This is a genomic window from Amylibacter marinus, assembly GCF_030160015.1.
GTDB lineage: Bacteria > Pseudomonadota > Alphaproteobacteria > Rhodobacterales > Rhodobacteraceae > Amylibacter > Amylibacter marinus.
This window is the reverse complement of sequence record NZ_BSNN01000008.1, coordinates 1-18091: the sequence shown is the minus strand read 5'-3', so window position 1 is coordinate 18091 and position 18091 is coordinate 1. Positions and strand designations below refer to the sequence as shown.

At 47.3% G+C, this 18091-nt stretch carries 14 protein-coding genes; 11 read left to right on the top strand and 3 right to left on the bottom strand.

Annotation, left to right across the window (positions count from 1 at the left end; genetic code table 11):
* Nucleotides 1-93: 93 nt before the first annotated feature.
* Entirely contained in the window at nt 94-996 is a 903-nt protein-coding gene (locus tag QQL62_RS11525) for a LysR family transcriptional regulator (protein WP_284379307.1), read from the top strand.
* A 17-nt stretch (nt 997-1013) separates the two neighbouring features.
* On the opposite strand, the gene maiA is transcribed toward QQL62_RS11525, so the two are convergent.
* Nucleotides 1014-1631: a maleylacetoacetate isomerase gene (maiA, locus tag QQL62_RS11520; protein ID WP_284379305.1), complete on the bottom strand. Its 618-nt coding sequence runs from the start codon at nt 1629-1631 to the stop codon at nt 1014-1016.
* 829 nt (nt 1632-2460) lie between these two features.
* Here maiA and QQL62_RS11515 point away from each other — a divergent pair.
* Entirely contained in the window at nt 2461-3435 is a 975-nt protein-coding gene (locus QQL62_RS11515) for a hypothetical protein (protein ID WP_284379303.1), read from the top strand.
* 338 nt (nt 3436-3773) lie between these two features.
* Here QQL62_RS11515 and QQL62_RS11510 read toward each other — a convergent pair whose 3' ends face one another.
* On the bottom strand, nt 3774-4682 hold the full coding sequence (locus tag QQL62_RS11510; protein ID WP_284379301.1) for a helix-turn-helix domain-containing protein: 909 nt from the start codon (nt 4680-4682) through the stop codon (nt 3774-3776).
* 125 nt (nt 4683-4807) lie between these two features.
* Between QQL62_RS11510 and QQL62_RS11505 the strand changes: the two genes are divergently transcribed.
* Entirely contained in the window at nt 4808-5641 is an 834-nt protein-coding gene (locus QQL62_RS11505) for a cysteine hydrolase family protein (RefSeq protein WP_284379299.1), read from the top strand.
* 775 nt (nt 5642-6416) lie between these two features.
* A complete protein-coding gene (locus tag QQL62_RS11500) occupies nt 6417-7538 on the top strand; it encodes a tyrosine-type recombinase/integrase (RefSeq protein WP_284379295.1) in 1122 nt (373 codons plus the stop codon).
* Between the two features lie 3 nt (nt 7539-7541).
* On the opposite strand, the gene QQL62_RS11495 is transcribed toward QQL62_RS11500, so the two are convergent.
* Nucleotides 7542-8354: a PKD domain-containing protein gene (locus tag QQL62_RS11495; protein WP_284379291.1), complete on the bottom strand. Its 813-nt coding sequence runs from the start codon at nt 8352-8354 to the stop codon at nt 7542-7544.
* A 158-nt stretch (nt 8355-8512) separates the two neighbouring features.
* Between QQL62_RS11495 and QQL62_RS11490 the strand changes: the two genes are divergently transcribed.
* The 7 genes from QQL62_RS11490 to QQL62_RS11460 all read left to right on the top strand — a co-directional run bounded on the left by QQL62_RS11490 (nt 8513) and on the right by QQL62_RS11460 (nt 18060).
* Entirely contained in the window at nt 8513-8692 is a 180-nt protein-coding gene (locus QQL62_RS11490) for a helix-turn-helix transcriptional regulator (protein WP_284379289.1), read from the top strand.
* Between the two features lie 345 nt (nt 8693-9037).
* Nucleotides 9038-9274: a hypothetical protein gene (locus tag QQL62_RS11485; RefSeq protein ID WP_284379287.1), complete on the top strand. Its 237-nt coding sequence runs from the start codon at nt 9038-9040 to the stop codon at nt 9272-9274.
* Between the two features lie 8 nt (nt 9275-9282).
* The gene (locus QQL62_RS11480) at nt 9283-11145 is read left to right on the top strand and encodes an ATP-binding protein (protein ID WP_284379285.1); all 1863 of its coding nucleotides are present in this window, start codon (nt 9283-9285) and stop codon (nt 11143-11145) included.
* 171 nt (nt 11146-11316) lie between these two features.
* Complete coding sequence (locus QQL62_RS11475; protein WP_284379283.1) at nt 11317-14844, top strand: P-loop NTPase fold protein; 3528 nt, start codon at nt 11317-11319, stop codon at nt 14842-14844.
* Nucleotides 14845-15089: 245 nt separating this feature from the next.
* A complete protein-coding gene (locus QQL62_RS11470) occupies nt 15090-15611 on the top strand; it encodes a hypothetical protein (RefSeq protein ID WP_284379281.1) in 522 nt (173 codons plus the stop codon).
* Nucleotides 15532-17661, top strand: coding sequence for a type IV secretory system conjugative DNA transfer family protein (locus QQL62_RS11465; protein WP_284379279.1), 2130 nt, complete (start codon nt 15532-15534; stop codon nt 17659-17661). The genes QQL62_RS11470 and QQL62_RS11465 overlap by 80 nt, the downstream gene beginning before the upstream one ends.
* A gap of 36 nt (nt 17662-17697) precedes the next feature.
* Nucleotides 17698-18060: a hypothetical protein gene (locus tag QQL62_RS11460; protein ID WP_284379276.1), complete on the top strand. Its 363-nt coding sequence runs from the start codon at nt 17698-17700 to the stop codon at nt 18058-18060.
* Nucleotides 18061-18091: the final 31 nt, after the last annotated feature.

Sequence of the window (18091 nt, the reverse complement as noted above, 5' to 3'; positions counted from 1 at the left end):
TCCTGTGGCGGCGCTAGCGGATCTTAGAGCGATTGATTTGATGAAGGAATGAGTTAAATATGAAATTTATTATTTTGAATTTTGTAGGCAATCATGGATCGCATTCAATCACTCGAGGTTTTCGTTGCCGTAAGCGAGGCCCAAAGTTTTGCAGCAGGAGCGCGTAGCGTTGGACTAAGCGCGCCATCAGCCACACGCGGAATAAATGCCCTAGAGGCCCGTCTGGGGGTGCGCCTGTTTACCCGCACCACACGGCAGGTCAGACTGACCGATATCGGAGCAACCTATCTAAAAGATGCGCGTACTATTTTGGCGCAGTTGCAGGCGGCAGATGCCGCCGCAGCTGGCGCGGCGATTATACCAAAGGGGCGCCTGCGCATTACCTGCCCCAATGAATTCGGGCGCCTTTATATAACCCCAATTCTAGCGGCCTATCTGGATCGTTTTCCGGATGTTTCAGCGGATGTATTGATGCTGGATCGGGTTGTTAACTTGGTAGAGGAGGGGGTGGATATCGGTGTACGCATTGGGGCATTGCCCTCTTCGGGATTGACGGCCGTGAGAGTGGGGTCTGTGCGTCGCGTCATTTGCGGATCAGCACAGTACTTTGAAGCCAATGGGCGCCCTAAAACGCCAAGTGATCTGCAAAACCACAAAATTGTGGCGGCCTCCTCTCTTGCGGATACAGCGGTGTGGCGCTTTGGTACAAAGGATCAGGGCTCTGTGCGCCTGCACCCACGCTTGGCGGTAACAAGCATCGCGGCGGCGATTGATATAGCGAAATCTGGCTGGGGGCTTGCGCGTGTGCTCTCTTATCAAATCGGCCCAGACCTTAGGGCTGGTAGGCTTGAAACGGTTCTACGGGAATTCGAGCCAGATCCACTGCCCATACATCTGGTGCACCCAGAGGGGCGCCGTGCCTCTGCCAAACTGCGCAGCTTCGTCGATTTTGCACGCGACCATTTACGAAAATCACAGATGTTGAACGAAGGGTAGCCTAGGGATGCGTCATCCTATCGTGGGCAATTATCAGGATGTGCCTGCGCGAAGGCAGGGATATTCTGTAAACGTTCTGCGATCGCGCGTATTTTTGGCATCGGGATTAGATCGATCTCCCAACGAGTGGCATTGTAGATTTGTGGCATCAGGCAAATATCAGCCATCGTGATCTGTGCCCCATAAGAATAGGGCCCCTGTGCCAGCATCGCCTCGTAGGCGCGTAGCCCCTTGGTGATGAAATGCCCCATCCATTGGGGATTGGGAATAGCTCCATCGGATGCCTGATGGGCGTATTTGGCCACGCTTAGGTTGCAAATGGGATGAATGTCCATTGCGATAGCATAAGACAATGCCCGCACCCGAGCCTTGGACAGCGGGTCTTTGGGCAAAAAGCCAAGAGTGCGGGTTTCGTCAAGGTACTCTATAATCGCAAGAGATTGGGTCAGCATTTCGCTGTCAATTTCTAATGTAGGAACCATGCCCTGTGGGTTGCGGGATAAATAGGACTGTTCGGTGTGCTGCGCACTTAACAAATCCACCACAACCGTGTCCCATTCCATTTGTGCCAATCCAAGCGCGATGCGCAAACGGTAGCTGGCTGAAGAGCGCCAATAATCATACAGTACTGTCATGTTATCCTCCTGTAGTATCGTATCTTTCTATTGTATTTGTTGCATTTGCAACAAATATCTTAACCACGCAGCGAACGCGCTTCGTGGTCATGGATTCCACATGATCTAAGCGCGGGTGGATAATTTTCACACGATAATCAGGCCTAGCTTTACCAGAACTAGGATCCACTATTTCATTCGGGCTTGTAGCAATGGTACCCGCTGACGTTGATAATTCCGATCATCGCATTTCGGGATGATGAGAAATGGATTAACGCTAATGCAAATCGAGACTATTGTTTGTGTGGTCGGTATAGGACCTTTCCGCAAGGCACCATGCACAATGGATCGACGGATTTCACCAAAGCATCTTTGTAGAAGATGTCAGGCGAAGTAGCCAGTGATGCAACAATCGAAGCTAAATTCAGCGTTGTAAAACTCGTGAACCGATGAAACCAAATACGCGTTGGCAATCCGAGGCATATCTTTGGCTGACGCCAGCGAAGATCTGGTGAAATGGCAAGGTGAACTCAACAGCAGGTCTCATTTGGCTTCTTGACACAAAAAATGTCAGAGTTTTCAGGGAAAATTCATCCAAACCAACAAATAGTTTAGATAGGTGGGTTTGAGACGCATAGGCCCCGTTGGGCCGAATTTTGGTGTTTTGACATTGCACGTTGATGTGCCTTAGATGATCGCCTGAGGAAGCTTATGGCAACCGCATTGATCCCATATACCGGTGCAACGGAAATGGCGGTATAACTTGATTTATTAATGGTCTCCCAGCGCCTCTGGTGGGTTTTTCAACACCGTAATGGTGAGCAGTATAATATTACGAAAGGGCCAAAATATGGGTCGAAATTTAACAATTTATCTTGCCGGATTCGCTGGCCTTTTTGGCACTGTGGCGTTGGCGGATTGTCCGGTGGGGCAAGAGGTGTTCAACTCCTGTCAGATCAAGGGGCGCAATACCGAAGTTTTTGTTTGCTTTGACGATCAGGTCGCTACCTATCGCTACGGGCCGGTCGCGGGAACGCCTGATCTTGTCTTGTCAGACACCGTGATACAGGTAGATTTTGAACCATGGTCGGGCTTAGGTAAGGCGATCAGTGAAACGGTCACTTTCTACAACAAGGGTTTCAGTTATGAGGTTGCTGGCGGATTTGATCGACCGTTTTCGGAAGAGGAGATGGCGCTTGGCCCCCGACGCTTTGGTTGGATCAATGTAGCCCAGAACGGCCAAAATCTAAGCAGGCTGGAATGCATTCCCGACACAGTAACCTATGGGTGGGGCGGCGGAATCTATGATGCCAAGGACGCTGCTGGTCTGGTCTGGGATGATCGTAGTAAAACTTGGATAGGGGATGTAGTGCCCCCAGAACCCATCTTGTTTTTGGATGAGACAGGCGGGTGCTTGGCAGGAACCGAATTTATGTTTGGCGGTATCGCGATGGGCGATCGCGGGTCAACACTTCACAAACTTGGATCACCCGAGCCAACGGGGCTGTTCCGGTTGGATGGACACGAGATTAACCGGGTGAGCGCGCATGGTTTGGAAATTGATATCCTGAATGACCTTGTAATTGGGATGAGCGCCACGGATCCGGTTTGGGACATGCCATCGGGGCTGCGGGTTGGTCTGACGCGGGGCGAGGTTATTGCGATACTAGGTGGTCTTCCAAGGGGTGCGGCACCTGATGCGGACAGATTCAGCGCCTTCGTTTGCTCCGAGGGGGTGCAAGATATTGCACACATGAATGCGGTTATTGTCTTTGGGCAAGACAAGCGTGTCGAGAGCATCAGCTTCACAAGTCTTGAGCCGTGATTTTCGCGTGTCTGCGCTGAGGGTGATTTTGATCATAGAAGAAACCGATCCACAGAAACGCCCATTGCTTCACTAGAGAGGTAATGGGGCTATTGCTCTAGCGCCTCGCGCTGGATTTAGCGCGACAAATTGTTCGCCTAAAATCGATCCGGCTAAATTTTGTGACATTAAAGATAAAGAGATTGCCTTTAGTGTGTGAAATGATGATTTCTCCACGATCCCCCTTCAGGCTGAGATCACAAAGCCATTGGATTCTCGTGAAAATCCGATTTGACGTAAGGCTAGAGAAAACCATGCCGAAAGGTTTGACGCTAAAGCGCAGACGACGCCTTAAACATTTAGGATTGTTGTGCCGTTCTGAATGCTCGAGGAGACAGCCCAGCTTGGCCCTCAAAGGCACGGGTGAAGGCACTGCGGGATGCAAAGCCGACCATCTCTGCAATACGCTTCACGGGAAGGTCTGTATCGCGTAGTAGGACGCCAGCGCGGCGCATACGTAATTCTCGCAATAACTCCATCGGGCCTGATCCATATGCGGCAGCAAAGCGCTTGGCAAAGGCAGATCGGCTCATTCGTACGCTGTCTGCAAGGCTTTCGACAGTGTGCGGGTCACCCGGCCTATCCAACATCAACCGCAGCGCATTCCAGACAGATGGGTCGGCTAGGGCCGCCATCCATTGAAATGAAGCATCCTGTGATGATAGGCGTTCGCGCAGCATTGCGATCATGCATTGCGTCAACAAGGCCTTGATCATCGCGCGGCTTCCCAATCCCGGATGCGACACTTCTCGCAACAACATTTGTAAGGTTGGACGCATATTGTGGGAGGACGACACATGTTCCACCAACGGTTCTTTGATTAGGTCAATGATATCGTTTACACCGCGCAGCCCCACACCGACATGCGCGCAAAGAGCGGTCATCTGCCCGGCGTGCGTTTCGCATGTTCCCGCCATCAAACGGGATAGATTCATCTCGGCAGGCTTGCAATCTGGAACAGGATCGCCACCGGTTCCAAAGTTGTTCAGGCTATGCTTTTGCAATGCCGGTACAAAGACGAGCGAGCCGCGAGCGACCTTCAGTGGAGGGCGCGATTTGAATGTGATCTCTCCATCGCCGGACAATATATAGTGTAGAGTCGCCGATGTATCCTGCCCCATCCCCAAAGTGCACGCTCCACTTAATTCGCATAGGGCGAAGGGATCGGTCGTAATCTCAAGCTCGTCGAATATATAATCGTACCTCATGACCGCTTTTATAACTCTTTTTGGACGAATGGGCACTAGATATTAAGTAAGGGCACGAATTCGAGACAAAAAGGCACATTGGGCGCTGTAGCCTGAAATCACACAAACACTGAAAGGAACAGATTATGTGCCAATGCGATGACCCAAAACACAATCATGGCCGGATAACACGGCGGGCCGCGCTGCGCGGCGGTGTGGCAACGACCGTTACCGCCGCCGCCGCGGCCGCGACAACAACCTCTGCCCAGGCGCAAACCGCCAACCCCTATGCCCCGCCGGCGGAACCCGCGCTTCCGCCATCAAATATGAAACTAGACCTGAGCCGCACCGCACTTGTCGTTACTGATCCACAGGTCGATTTCCTGCACCCAGATGGTGTGACATGGGGCGTGATCGGCGCCAGCGTCGAGGAACATAACACAGTCGAGAACATTGAGACTCTGTTTAAATCCGCCAAGGCGGCAAATATGACCGTCGCCGTATCTCCGCACTATTACTATCCCACCGATCACGGTTGGAAATTTGAAGGCGCATTGGAAAAGTTGATGCATAAAATCGGAATGTTTGATCGCCCCGGCCCGCTGAATCTTGACGGATTCGAAGGATCAGGCGCCGATTGGATGCCCCAGTACAAGCAGTATATTAACGATGGAAAGACCATCGTAACTTCACCACACAAGGTTTACGGCAACGATACCAATGACCTGTCACTTCAACTGCGTAAGCAAGGTGTAGATCAGGTGATCCTCGCAGGTATGTCAGCAAACCTATGTACAGAATCTCATATGCGTGAGCTGCTTGAAGACGGTTTTGAAGTGGCGGTTGTCCGTGATGCGACCGCTGCTGCGATGCTGCCCGAAGGTGATGGTTACCTTGCTGCGCTAATCAATTTCCGTTTCATGGCCAATGCTGTTTGGTCTACGCAAGAAGCTGTCGCGCAAATCAAAGCGGCGTCCTAAATCCCTTGTCTGGGTCGCCCGAATTCTAGAGGGCGGCTCAGCCCCAAGTCCGTACATCACTCTAAAGGGGTAATTCCCATGAAATTAACGCCAATTCTATCTACGCCGTTTGTCATATCGACAAACATCTTCAGCGCGGATGTGGTTGGAATTTCTGGCGACCGACCAGAAGACAAGTTCTTGAAAATGTGAAGGGGTCGATCAATTTTTAGCGCATGTTGTGACCCCGTGCGATCGAGTTACATGCTATGTTTTGTCAGCTTCCTGCCAGTCTTGGAACCCGAGAAAACGGGGCTTCGTGTAATAACCACGCAATTGGTCTGAAGAAACGGATGATGTCTACGTTATGCCGCGTGAAAACCAAAGCGGAAATTGTCGATTTACAAACCATCAGGCGTCAGCGTCTTTGGGACAAACATGAGCATTTGAATAGTCAAGGGAGCCTGATTACTGGTAGTCTTAATGAGTAAGGTACATCAAAAAAATAGAGAAATTTAAAGCGGTCGTGGGCTAATTGGTAAGGAGTATTCGGTCCAATTACGTCATCAAAAATAGTTACGCCGAAAGATACCTAACGATCTGATTTTATTGGAGGCGAGTACCGGAATCGAACCGGTGTACACGGATTTGCAATCAGTGTCTGTATGAACTTACTGTTGAACATATGTTCACTTAACTATATATTTTATATACATAAATATGAAAATCATGCACATAGCTGAACATAAGATACCGCTATTACGGATGTGATTTCTGAGCCTAAAATGAGCCTAAGATGCGTATTCGATTGACTGATCTAGCTGTGAAGAAGTTACCTTTGTCTCAAAATGGGCAAGTGACCTATTGGGATGAACTAACACCCAATTTTGGCATTCGGTGTTCGACGCGTAGTAAATCGTATATCGTATTGCTGGGAGAAAAACGAAGACGCAAGACTTTGGGGCGTTACCCAGAGCTTTCACTTTCTGATGCACGAAAACAAGCCAAACAGTTGCTTTCAGCTAACGCGTTGGAAGAGGAGCTTGTTGTGCCACGGGGACAGGTGATTTCTTTCGAAGATGCGAAGTCACGTTTTCTCACTGACTGCGAAAGCCGTAACAAACCACGTACTGTTGCTGACTATCGCCGCCTATTAAACAAGCACTTTAAGTTTAAAGGTGAGATACGAGAAGTCGATCGCCAACAGGTGATGAAAGTTATTTCCAAACTTTCTTCTACTCCTTCGGAACAATCTCATGCCTATGTCGCTATTCGCACTATGATGAATTGGTGCGTTCGTCACGGATTGATTGATCACTCGGTTGTACCACCAATGAAGCAGAATTCGGTTCAACGTGACCGCGTCCTATCCGAAGATGAACTTCGGAAGGTTTACTTACGAGCCATCGAAACACCGTTTCCATTTGGCCCAATTGTTCAATTGCTTTTACTAACCGGTCAACGACGTTCGGAAGTAGGGCAGTTCCGCCGATCTTGGATCAATGATGGCGAAATGGTGTTTCCACATGGTTTTGCCAAGAACAAGAAAGAGCATCGCTTCCCATTGTCGCCATTAGCGCAAGAATTAATTGCACGATTGCCTGATACAGGTGATCTATTATTTCCTGCCGCCACGGATTATGAAAAGCCGTTTACCACGTGGGCTTGGCATAAGAAGCGTTTTGACGAAGGTTTGGAGGATGTTGAGCCGTATACCCTACATGACCTTCGTCGTACATTTGCCACAGTGCATGCCAAGATCGGCACACCCATTCATGTTACCGAGAAGTTATTGAATCATGTTTCGGGGACGATTAGTGGGGTGGCGGCTGTTTATAACAGGCATTCATATATGGATGAAATGCGCCACGCAGTTTCAGAATATGACGCCTATTTAGTGCACCCAATAGGTTCTTGAAATTCATTCAAAAAAGCTCCGAATGTCCTCCAAAGAACCGACATGCGCAAATCCAGATTTTCTATCTTCTACGCTCATTGAGCGGATATTACTTGTCGGAGCATCTTCAAGCTCTAGCTTAAAGCCTATTTCGCCTAACTGGTCTTGAATCATTTTTGCGGCAGGCCTCATCCATCTCGTAATAACTAATGTTCCAGAGTGTGGTTCAGGTAAGTTGGATAAGAGCTGAACAGCTTCATCTAAGTTTTGATTTAAAGTTGTTGCATAGATAAATTGTTCTTTATCAGGATTCCAGAGGGCAAGAATTTCGCCGTCAGCCAGGGCAACAACCTCTGGCCAGTTGATTGCTTTTGAAAAAATGCGTTGTAGTTGATTGTTTTCTTTTGGGTTCTCACGATTTAGAACCAGTACAGCGTACCCTCTTGATGTCGAAATTTGAACTGAACTGTTTGTTGAGTCAGTTAACCCTTTTTCGTTGGTAACCTTTAACGTTACCCCAAAAGTACCCGGTCTAAAAAATTTACATTCTAAAATTTCTCGTTTCTTTGACTTGCATGAAGCGATGTGTGTTTCATCAATTTTGGAGCCTGCAACTGACCATTGATATTCCAAATCCTGCTGCTGTGGATCGTTAGAACTAGCACCATTAAATTCTACAAGTTCACCAGCTACTATGGGCACAAGTCCTGAGGGAGACAATATTGCCTTCGGCGGGTAAGTTCGTAAATCGACGAAGCCTAATAACCATGCCAATATCGCACCAACCACAGCGCCAATAATTGCCGTAACAATTGGTATAGTGGCTTCACTGGGCATCTATATGTTTCCTAAAATTGCTATAAATTTTCGTTTTCCTTAGCAGCTTCAATCTACTAAGTGCTTTCAATTCAATCAACCCATGATAGAAAGGATGTGTTCTCGAGGCTTAACCCTTGGGGCATCGCGATGCTCCTATTTACATAGGAGACATTGTGATGAGGATACTATCGAAGAAGGCGCTGAAAGAGTTGGTTTTATATTCGCCCCAACACATAGCACGACTGGAAAAGGCAGGTTTATTCCCTAAACGGGTACAACTGGGTCCAAACAGGGTGGGATGGGTTGAACAGGAAATATTGGACTGGCTGGAACGGCGCTTATTGCAACGAGAGTAACCAGCAAGCTCCTTTCGGAGCGGGGCGGCCCGACTATCAAAGGTTGGGTCGTTCTTCAACTCAAATGTATTAATGTGAACATTGATGGCGTTTAGTTGAGATTGGAATCATCTCTATGACATAAACACAATGCTATATTTTGAACATCGTTGAACTAAATCAAAGGACCGACCTGTCAGTTCAAAGAGCATATTATTAATGTAAATAGTTTCTAAAAATTTTTAATTTACAATGTGATACGGTTTTTTATTCTCGTATTTTATGAATATCTCAAAGAAATTTATAACTTTGTTGCATATTTTTGGATTTTAATTTATAAAATATTTGATGAATTTCAGGAGGTATATGGTGGTTTCTGTAAGCGAAAAGAGAGAGAAATTTGTAAGATTGGCGGAAGGTCGGGCGCAAAGTGCGCTTGATGCAATTCGCAAAATTGGAAATCTTTCCAATCGCCGAGCATATGAATACTCGGACGCTGACATCAAAAAATTGATTAAAGCGCTGCGCGATGCAACTAGCGAAGTTGAGCGCAAGTTTAACTCGTCTACTGAAAATAATGGTGACAATAAATTTAAATTATAGGTGATTGTATGGCATCCGAGCCACTAAAGATTAATGATGAACGCTTTTTGATTAACCGCTTAATTGATCAAGCGCCCAAGAGTACGCTTGTAAGGGAGTTTTTTAAGAATGCAGAGGAGAGCGCGGCAACTGCTACAGAGGGGGATCGCAAGGTTAAGATTTATCCCGTCGTAATAGATGGCGTGAAAAAATTGGCGTTTTGGAACACTGGTATTGGAATGGATGATGAAGAACTAAGGCGGGCAACAGACCTTTCGTCCTCCATTAACAAAGAAATGTCTCTAGAGGGTAATTTTGGTATTGGTGCCAAGGTCTCTGGTTTGACGATGTCGAAGCATGGCATTCGCTATCGTTCATGTAAGAGCGGTGTAGTGAACGAGGTTACGATTGGCTTCGATGACAACGAAGGTACGTATGTTCGATACGATTTTGAACTCCAAGACGGATCATCTGAAACTGTCCTTGATGTGACTGAGCAAGTAACGGCAGAGGGCGTTGACGTTACATTCGATTGGACGGAAGTAGTTTTATTTGGGGAAAGCCCCGAGCATGACACTGTTGTTTACCCACTCGGTTTGGGGGTAAAGGTTGATCGCAGTTACATAACATCCAATATTTTTAGACGATTTGCATCCTTTAAAGAGGGACTGGATGTACGAATTGATGTTGCGATGACAAAAGGAGGTGGCAAGGATGAAACAGGCAAAACGCGCCAGTTGAAAACGCTTGAAAGCGTATTGGAGAAGCTGCCTCGTCATGAACGGATCAAAGAAGGTGACGTATGTGTGCATTACATCCATGATCCCAAGCACAAAAACTACAGCCACTCTCTTAGTGCCTTAGCTAATCCCGCTACAGCCTCGACGACATTTTGTGCAATTGTGCACAAAGGGGAGCGTTATGATTTGAAAACAGGTAAAGGTTGGTCGGCGGTTGCTCCGATATTTGGAGTACCATTCGGATCAAAGGTAATCACAGTAGAAATAGAAATTGATGACGAGCTTGCTTTGCCAAATCAATATCGAGACGGTCTGACTTGGCCAAACGACCGTTCACCTATGGAAGCCAACGATTTTGCGTTCTATGTACGGGAGTTGATGCCAGATTGGGTGAAGGACATTGTCAAATCAGAATCACCAAAGTCCGACGATAAGCTTGATGATATTCAAGCTGACCTTCAGAAGCTTCTTGATGAATTTCGTGTGCCCACGCCGACCCTTCGTCCATCTCATCATAAATCCGCCGTTGCTTCGTCAAACAGTGAAGAAGGTTTTGATACAACGGAGTGTACTAATGTGGACAACGATTTTGAAAAACTAGAGCTGCATGAGGAAATAAGCGATCATCCAGCGGATAGTTCAGAACGGAATCAACGAGCACAAAAGGATAAGGCGAGAAAAGCTCCTGATGGTGCACGGGCATCAAGATCTTCTCTTGCACTTGAAAGAGTGCCAGAAATTGAAATTCTAATTGAGCCAGAGGATATCGCCGAGAAAGAACTCAAGGGAAGGGCTGGGCGTTACTACAAAGAATCTCAAACGCTTTTCATCAATGGACTCTATTCTGTGATTGATCGTATGGCCGGCGAGCTAGAACCAGAATTACGCAATTTGGCTGAACCGGAATTTGTTCGCGAAGTTATACTGAAAGTCGCACGCCGTTCACTTGCCTACCGAGTTGGCAAGGCCGCATGTTTTGCTATTAGCAAACGGCGAGCGGAAGATTGGACAAGCGATGACTTAGATCGGGCAACAACCCCTGAATCGCTTTCCATTGCAGCGGATGATTTTAAGCAAAGCATTAATCAGGCGAGGAAGTTAGCCAAGGAACTAATCAAGTCTGAAAAGTTTAAGAATGAAGATGCAGCTTAATTGAGAGTGAAGTTTAGGCATGGCTTGAAGAGCGTTTACTCGTTCGAGAGTAACCACATGCTTCTTTGGAGCATGGACGGCCCGAGGTGAACACTAGGGTCGTCTTTTGGGGAGTGATTTCAAGCGCGAAATCAATTATTGGTAGAGCAAAGTGTTTTTCAAGGCGAGATTATGAGCAGAAAAGTTATAAGAAAAATAATTCAAGATGAACCGACAAAGACCGACTTGTTTCACGGAGGTGGTCATGAACGGACAGCACATTCACTGTCTCGAGCAATCGTCAAGTTTGATGACGGGGACCGTGCAATCGGCCTTGATGGTTCTTGGGGTAGCGGCAAATCCAGTGTTGTCGAGATGGCAGCAAGGAAACTTGAAGAGCAAAACGGCAAGGGTAAGAAGACGTACCACTTTTTCACCTTTGATATCTGGAAATCTCAGGGCTCTGGTTTCCGCAGGTCCTACTTAGAACATTTCATAACGTGGGCCAAACAGAGCTTCCCAAAGAAAAAGCCTCAGCTCAAGGAGATAGAAAAACAAATTCAAGGCAAGACAAAGGAAATCGAGACCAATAACCAACCTATCCTCGATTGGTACGGGGTATGCGTATTGGTTTTTTTGCCGTTCCTTCCTTTGTATTATTTCTGGGCGAAAAGCGCGTTCGACACCGTCAACAAGGCCCCAGATTTAGGCTTATGGCGTTTTCTAGTAACTTTACCGTTTCTCATCCTGCTCGGTTTTTTGGCGATAACTCTTATTTTGGCCGTATATCGCATTGAGCGAAAAAAAGATGAGAAATGGTGGTCAAGCTACCGAACTTCGATATCCAGACTGTTACTTATCAGTTCACGTCAGCATCAAGACCAAAAAGTTGTTCAAAGAGTCCGCGAAATTGACCCGAACGACTACGAATTTCACTCGACCCTTCGAGAAATTTTGAGTGTTGTTCAGACCAAGACAGACCGCGTTGTAGTCGTCTTAGACAACATCGACAGGCTACCTCAAAAAGAAATCAAAGAGTATTGGGCCTTGGTGCGGTCAATTTTCTCGCGCACGCAGGGAGAACATGCCTCAGGTAAAAATGCCGACATAACTGCAATCGTTCCTTACGACCGCAAACTCATTGAAGCCAACGTTAACGAAGATGGCGATGAATCGGAGACTGAAAGCGACCTAACCAGTCTTGCATCGCGTGAACTCTTCTCAAAGACGTTCGATGAGATACTTGTTGTGGCCCCACCCGTGCTTTCAAATGCACGGGAATTTTTTGCTAAAAAGCTGGAGCAAGCGCTCCCTAAACAGGTGTCAGCAGACGATAGGTTCAGAACGTACCGAATTTTCTGCGAGCTATTGCGTGTAGAAGGTGGGGTGACGACACCGCGCCAAATCGTTTCATTCGTTAATGACTTGAGTAGCTTGTACGAACTTCAGGATGGAAAGTACGAGCTTCCCACAGTTGCCGCATTCATCGCCCATCAAGATCGGCTGACCAACAACCCCACAATCCTCAATAGCGAGGACGGCTTGAATGCCAAGATTACTCGACTGACAGCGAACCCAAAGCTCGCTGAGCAACTCGCAGCGATGGTTTTCAATGTGGATGAGGAGCTGGCTTTTCAAATCCTGCTTGATGATGAAATTGCATCCGCATTTATCTCTGAAAATGCGGAAGATTTGATCAAAATTTCCTCTGCGCCTGGCTTCGACTATCGGGTCGATGACGTTCTGCAAGACAATATTGGTGAATGGACAAGTACGAGTGACTTGAAACAGTCCATTGGGAACGCCTCGGACCTGCTGCGTAGTTATAGTGGAGACGCAAAGGACTACATCACTCGAGCACTACTTGACGGTTTCAAGAAAGTTGAAAGCATCTCAGTCGAGGAAGAAGAACACCTCGCATATATTCCCATTTTCAAACTGGCAACGAACGGTTCGCTAGATTCAACTGTCAAGAATTACACCAAAGCGGCCATGGAAAGTGTGAACGCTCAGGAAACCCCGAACTACTCCACTGGCATGAACGTTTCCAAGTTTCTAACAGAGAGTGATGAGGCTCTGGCGGACCTTAACGGCCACGATGCTTTGAGGAAGTCTTTGCGCGGTCAAAAACTGCCCATGTCGCCAGATTTTGTTTTTGGCCTGAGCGCTTCCATTGCAGAGAGCGGTTTCAAACTGGCGGACTTTGGCACTGCGATAGTCCCAAGAACCAATATATCTAGAACCTTCGCTTCAATGTTTGGCGAAGATGCTGACGCTGATTATTTCGAAACTGAGTTTCCTAAGTATCCAACGAATGCCTTGAACGCGCTCAAACAGTTCAAGGAGTGCAAGCTCCTTACCGATGAGGAATGGGTGTCGCTGGCGAACGCCTGCTTGTTAGAATGCAAAGGCGAAGAATTAGACGAAGAGAGAGTAAAGCATCTTCTTGATATTGTTGTGCTAACATGGCAGCACGTGGATACAAAAAAGCGTCCAGAGATTGAGGTGGACGACGCGCTTGCCGACGGCCATTTCTTCAAGAATCTGTCTAACGGCGAGAAAGGTCATTTGCCTCAAGCATTGCTGTTTTTCCTCTGCAGGGAAAAGCTCGGTGAAGCTCTTGTTCCCCCCACAAAGTTACTGCCCAATGGAACTAGACCCGCCGACAGTTCTGATGCCTTTGTTGAGTTCAAAGCCATCTTAAATGGCGAGGGAGAACTAACCAGCTCGCAAGCTGACATCGTCGCCGCGAAAGCGATAGATTCTTTCAGTGCATCTCACTGGCTATCATACGGAAGTGCAAACCATGACCACATTGCTGTTCGTCAAGTTGTCGCCCAAATGTTTGAGCGAGAGGTGCCGCCGTACCTAACGCTCAGCGGCCTAATGGGGCATTTTTCTTACCTTCGCGAGCTCTTATCAACCGATACACTTTCAAGTGCGCTCACCAAATATTCAGCGCGAGCCAAAACGGACGAGATTGAGAAACTTGAACTGGATGACTTACCCCTAGGATTCTTGAAGACAACCAACCAAGTCGGTTCACGTCAATGGGATTCTTTGCACGCTAAGGTCGACGAGCTGCTTCATGGCATACACTCGAGCGCTTGGCCCGAACATATCAGGGCTATGGACGCGACAGTAGAGGTACTCATCGAAAAACTGGGGTCGTCGGGCTGCACGCTCGATGGCGGAACTTTCCGAGCTCCGTACATAGAAGTTATTAAAGGTGTGTTAGCTGGACAGATTGAGCTTGATGCTGGTGACGGGGCGCTCGATACGCTGCTGACCGCTATGGACGACAAGTATCATGAAGAAATTTGGCGGACGTTGCGCGAAACTATATCTGGGGTGACTGGAAACTCTCTCGAACAGGCCATGCGCCTTTGCCCCGGACTAATGTCAGACGTGGCGAAAACTGGCAGTTCGATATCCAAGAACGAGAAGGATAATGTTCTTAGGAATCTTCTGATACCAGCGCTCGAAGGAGGGAATTCGAAGGCCTTAAGAATTTTTGCAGGTATGACCTATTCGAGACTCAAAGACTTCCAAGTGGCTGCTCAAGACGGCACAAACTCGGCGCTAGAGGCAGCTTGGAATAGCTATTCGAATGCTGACGTAGACCGTGACCTTAAGCGTGATTTGAGTGAAGCATTGTTCGGGAAACGAAAAGCAAAATCGTTTCTTGACCCGAGTTATTGGATGCCATTTTCAAGCTAATGAAAGTGCATTAAAAATGCATATCCCTATATATGCATTTTACCCCTCAATCTATGTGCAAACACCGCGTCACATTGGTGACTAAGCCTTCGCATTCTCGTCTTGGTCACCAATGTGACTTCTTCATCATTTCATGATGAAGAAGCATATAACCGTATATGCAACTTGACGCTTTTGATGTTCTTGACGTGCGCGGTCACTTCTGGTTTCAATCTAAGGTATATTTTTAGATTGGAGATCATTTTATGAATTTATTATTCAAACGGTCACAGAAAGCCGGAAGACGCATTACGTTCAATCTTTGGGCTAAGGCTGAACTAACAGATGAAGAACAAAATCTCATTGAGAAATACAAAATGCATAACGCTGTCCTGGTTGAAGCCATTCAGCCAGGACTCATTCGTCGTTCGTTGATCGTCAGTATCTTCGGATTTCTTGGGAGTGCAGTGGTAGTAGCTATCGTTGCTGGCTTAGGCACAGCCCAAACGATGACCGTATCCGTCATACTAGGATTGATCATCGGATACGCATATTTCCATGAAAAGCGTGAAACAATTTATGTCAGCGATCTTATTCATGGTCGTATTTTTAAGTGCCGTTCAATCATCGAACTTGCAAGACGAGAAGCTCATTTGGAATCCATCACCGGATATTTCCGCCAAGTGGTAGAAAGCGCAAAGCATTGGGGTGGCACTCAAAGCAAACCGATTGAACCTCTACCGCCAGAAGAAGCCAAACGCTTTATCCTTGCTGGACCCATGCTTTAAAATGCCCTTACACCTCGGGGCACGTTTGCATGCAATGCTCAATGGGATAGGGCAGCCCTCAGAACATCTTGAGCTGGTTAGGTTGTATAAAGATGTAGAAGCTAAACTAAAATCCGAAAGGATATTTTCGCAAGCCCAGCGTATTAATTTTGCAAAAGAAATATCAGAAACGGTTATCGAAGCTTTGGGTGTCATTGATGACGTTCAGAAAGTTGAAGACGTCAATAATTTGGTTCTCGGGCTATTGGATTACGAAAGCCTTTTCAAATTGCCCTATGTTGACTTCAAGCGACCTTTGCCAATTACCAAGACTTGGGAGCTGAAAGAACTAATCGAACGGCAGTCGATGCTTGTAGGGCAAGTCGAAGCAGTCCAATCCCAGCTTGCAGATTTATGCTACGAGGCGCTCAGTTGCGTTTGGGGTGATGTGCCGCATTCTAAGGCTTCGGGTGGCATACGGGTGCGCTCCGAGCTCATTCATCACATTGCTGACTTAGGGGCTACAGTACATGCTTGCGCTGATTTACCGTTCGCCAAAGTTTTGGATGAGCCACTAGTATTTGAAGCCTTACGTTCGACGCTGGAGACAAAACTCATTCTAGCCTCCGGTGGCAATCCTCACGATCCTAAAATCTTTTCCCGCGCCCCAAAGTACGCGGCAAAGTCAGACATCCGAAACGCTGATGAATTAGTGCATACATATCTGGGTGGGACACCCTTAGCTGATGTCTTCGGTGGGCATTTGGACTTTGAAATTCCAAACGATACCCGTTTTGAACACCACCATATTGTTGCAGGTTCGGGTCATGGTAAAACCCAAACTTTGCAATATTTGATCGCGCAAGACATCGAGGCCGTGACCCGAAGTGAACGCTCAGTTGTTGTGCTCGATAGCCAAGGCGACCTCATACGCAACATCTCAAATCTGTCTGTGTTTGCTGAAGGTGGTGATTTGCATGACCACATCGTCATTATTGACCCGACCGATGTAGAATATCCTGTTTCGTTAAACCTGTTCGACGTAGGACAGGATCGACTTTCAGACTATGGACCTCTTGAGCGGGAACGATTGTCCAATTCCATCCTTGAGCTTTACGACTTTGTTTTGGGAACTTTACTTGATGCTCAGATGACGCAAAAACAGTCTGTCATCTTTCGCTATGTCACGCGTCTGATGTTACATATCCCCAACGCAACTATCCATACGCTCAGAGAGCTGATGGAGCCGGGAGCTGAGGTGAAGTTTGCGGGTGACATCGCCAAACTTTCAGGCAGTGCCAAGCATTTCTTTGAAACTGAATTTTCGTCCCGCGAGTTTGAACAGACGAAACGTCAAGTATTGCGCCGTCTTTGGGGAATTCTAGAGAACCAAACATTCGAAAGGATGTTCTCGCACCCTCAGTCGAAAATTGATCTCTTCAACGAAATGAACGCTGGCAAGGTCATTCTGGTGAACACAGCCAAGGACCTGTTGAAGGAAAGCGGTACAGAAATCTTTGGCCGCTTCTTTATCGCAATGATTGCCCAAGCCGCACAAGAACGCGCTGTTCTGCCTGAGAGCGAACGAATGCCCACGATGGTGTATATCGACGAGGCCGCAGACTATCTCGACCGGAATGTTGGTCTCATCCTTTCGCAGGCACGGAAATACAATGTCGGCATGGTTTTGGCTCATCAGTACATGGGGCAGTTAAGTTCATCTCTCCAAGAAGCCTTCGCTGCCAACACATCCATAAAGTTTGCAGGTGGGGTGTCGGCCAAGGACGCACGGACACTAGCGTCCCAGATGTATTGCGAACCAAGCCTCATCGAAGCTCAAGTTAAAGGCTCATTCGCTGCACACATTCGGGGAACCACAAAGCAGGCCGTACCTTTGCAGTTCCCGTTTGGTTTTTTGGAAGCCTTGCAGCAGATGAGTGCTGATCAACGAACGGCCCTGCAAGAAAAGATGCGCCGCGACTATGCCAACCACTATTCGGATTTAGGGTCAGAGACGGAAATTGCGGAAGATCCACCCGAAGACCCAAATGAACCGACTCCGTATTGGTAATACCTCACTACAACAAAATCAAAAAACAGGAACAACATGCTTATCGAAATTCTTACTCTTATTGCCACCTCTGCACTTGCCTACGGCGCGATTATGATAGCCAGACAAGCAAATTCAATCGCGGAACGTTCTGTAGGCGTCGAAGTCGACAAACATATTTTTGAATGGGGTCAGCGTTGTCTCAACTGTGCTTCAAGAATCTCATCTCTGCGCATGTTACCAGAGGACAAGTTGGACGATGCCGATTTTGAAAATGAGCACCGAGCTCTCTATGCCGAATTGTTTGCGTTGAAAGAGGAGGGTACATTGTTTTTTGAGAAAAACCAAAAAGACGTATCAGCACCTTGTTGTTGTCTAGCCCCCAATTTCAGTTCCACAAATTTGCGGTTTCTCCAATAAGGTTTCTGGCGCTGGTGGGCGCATACCAAGA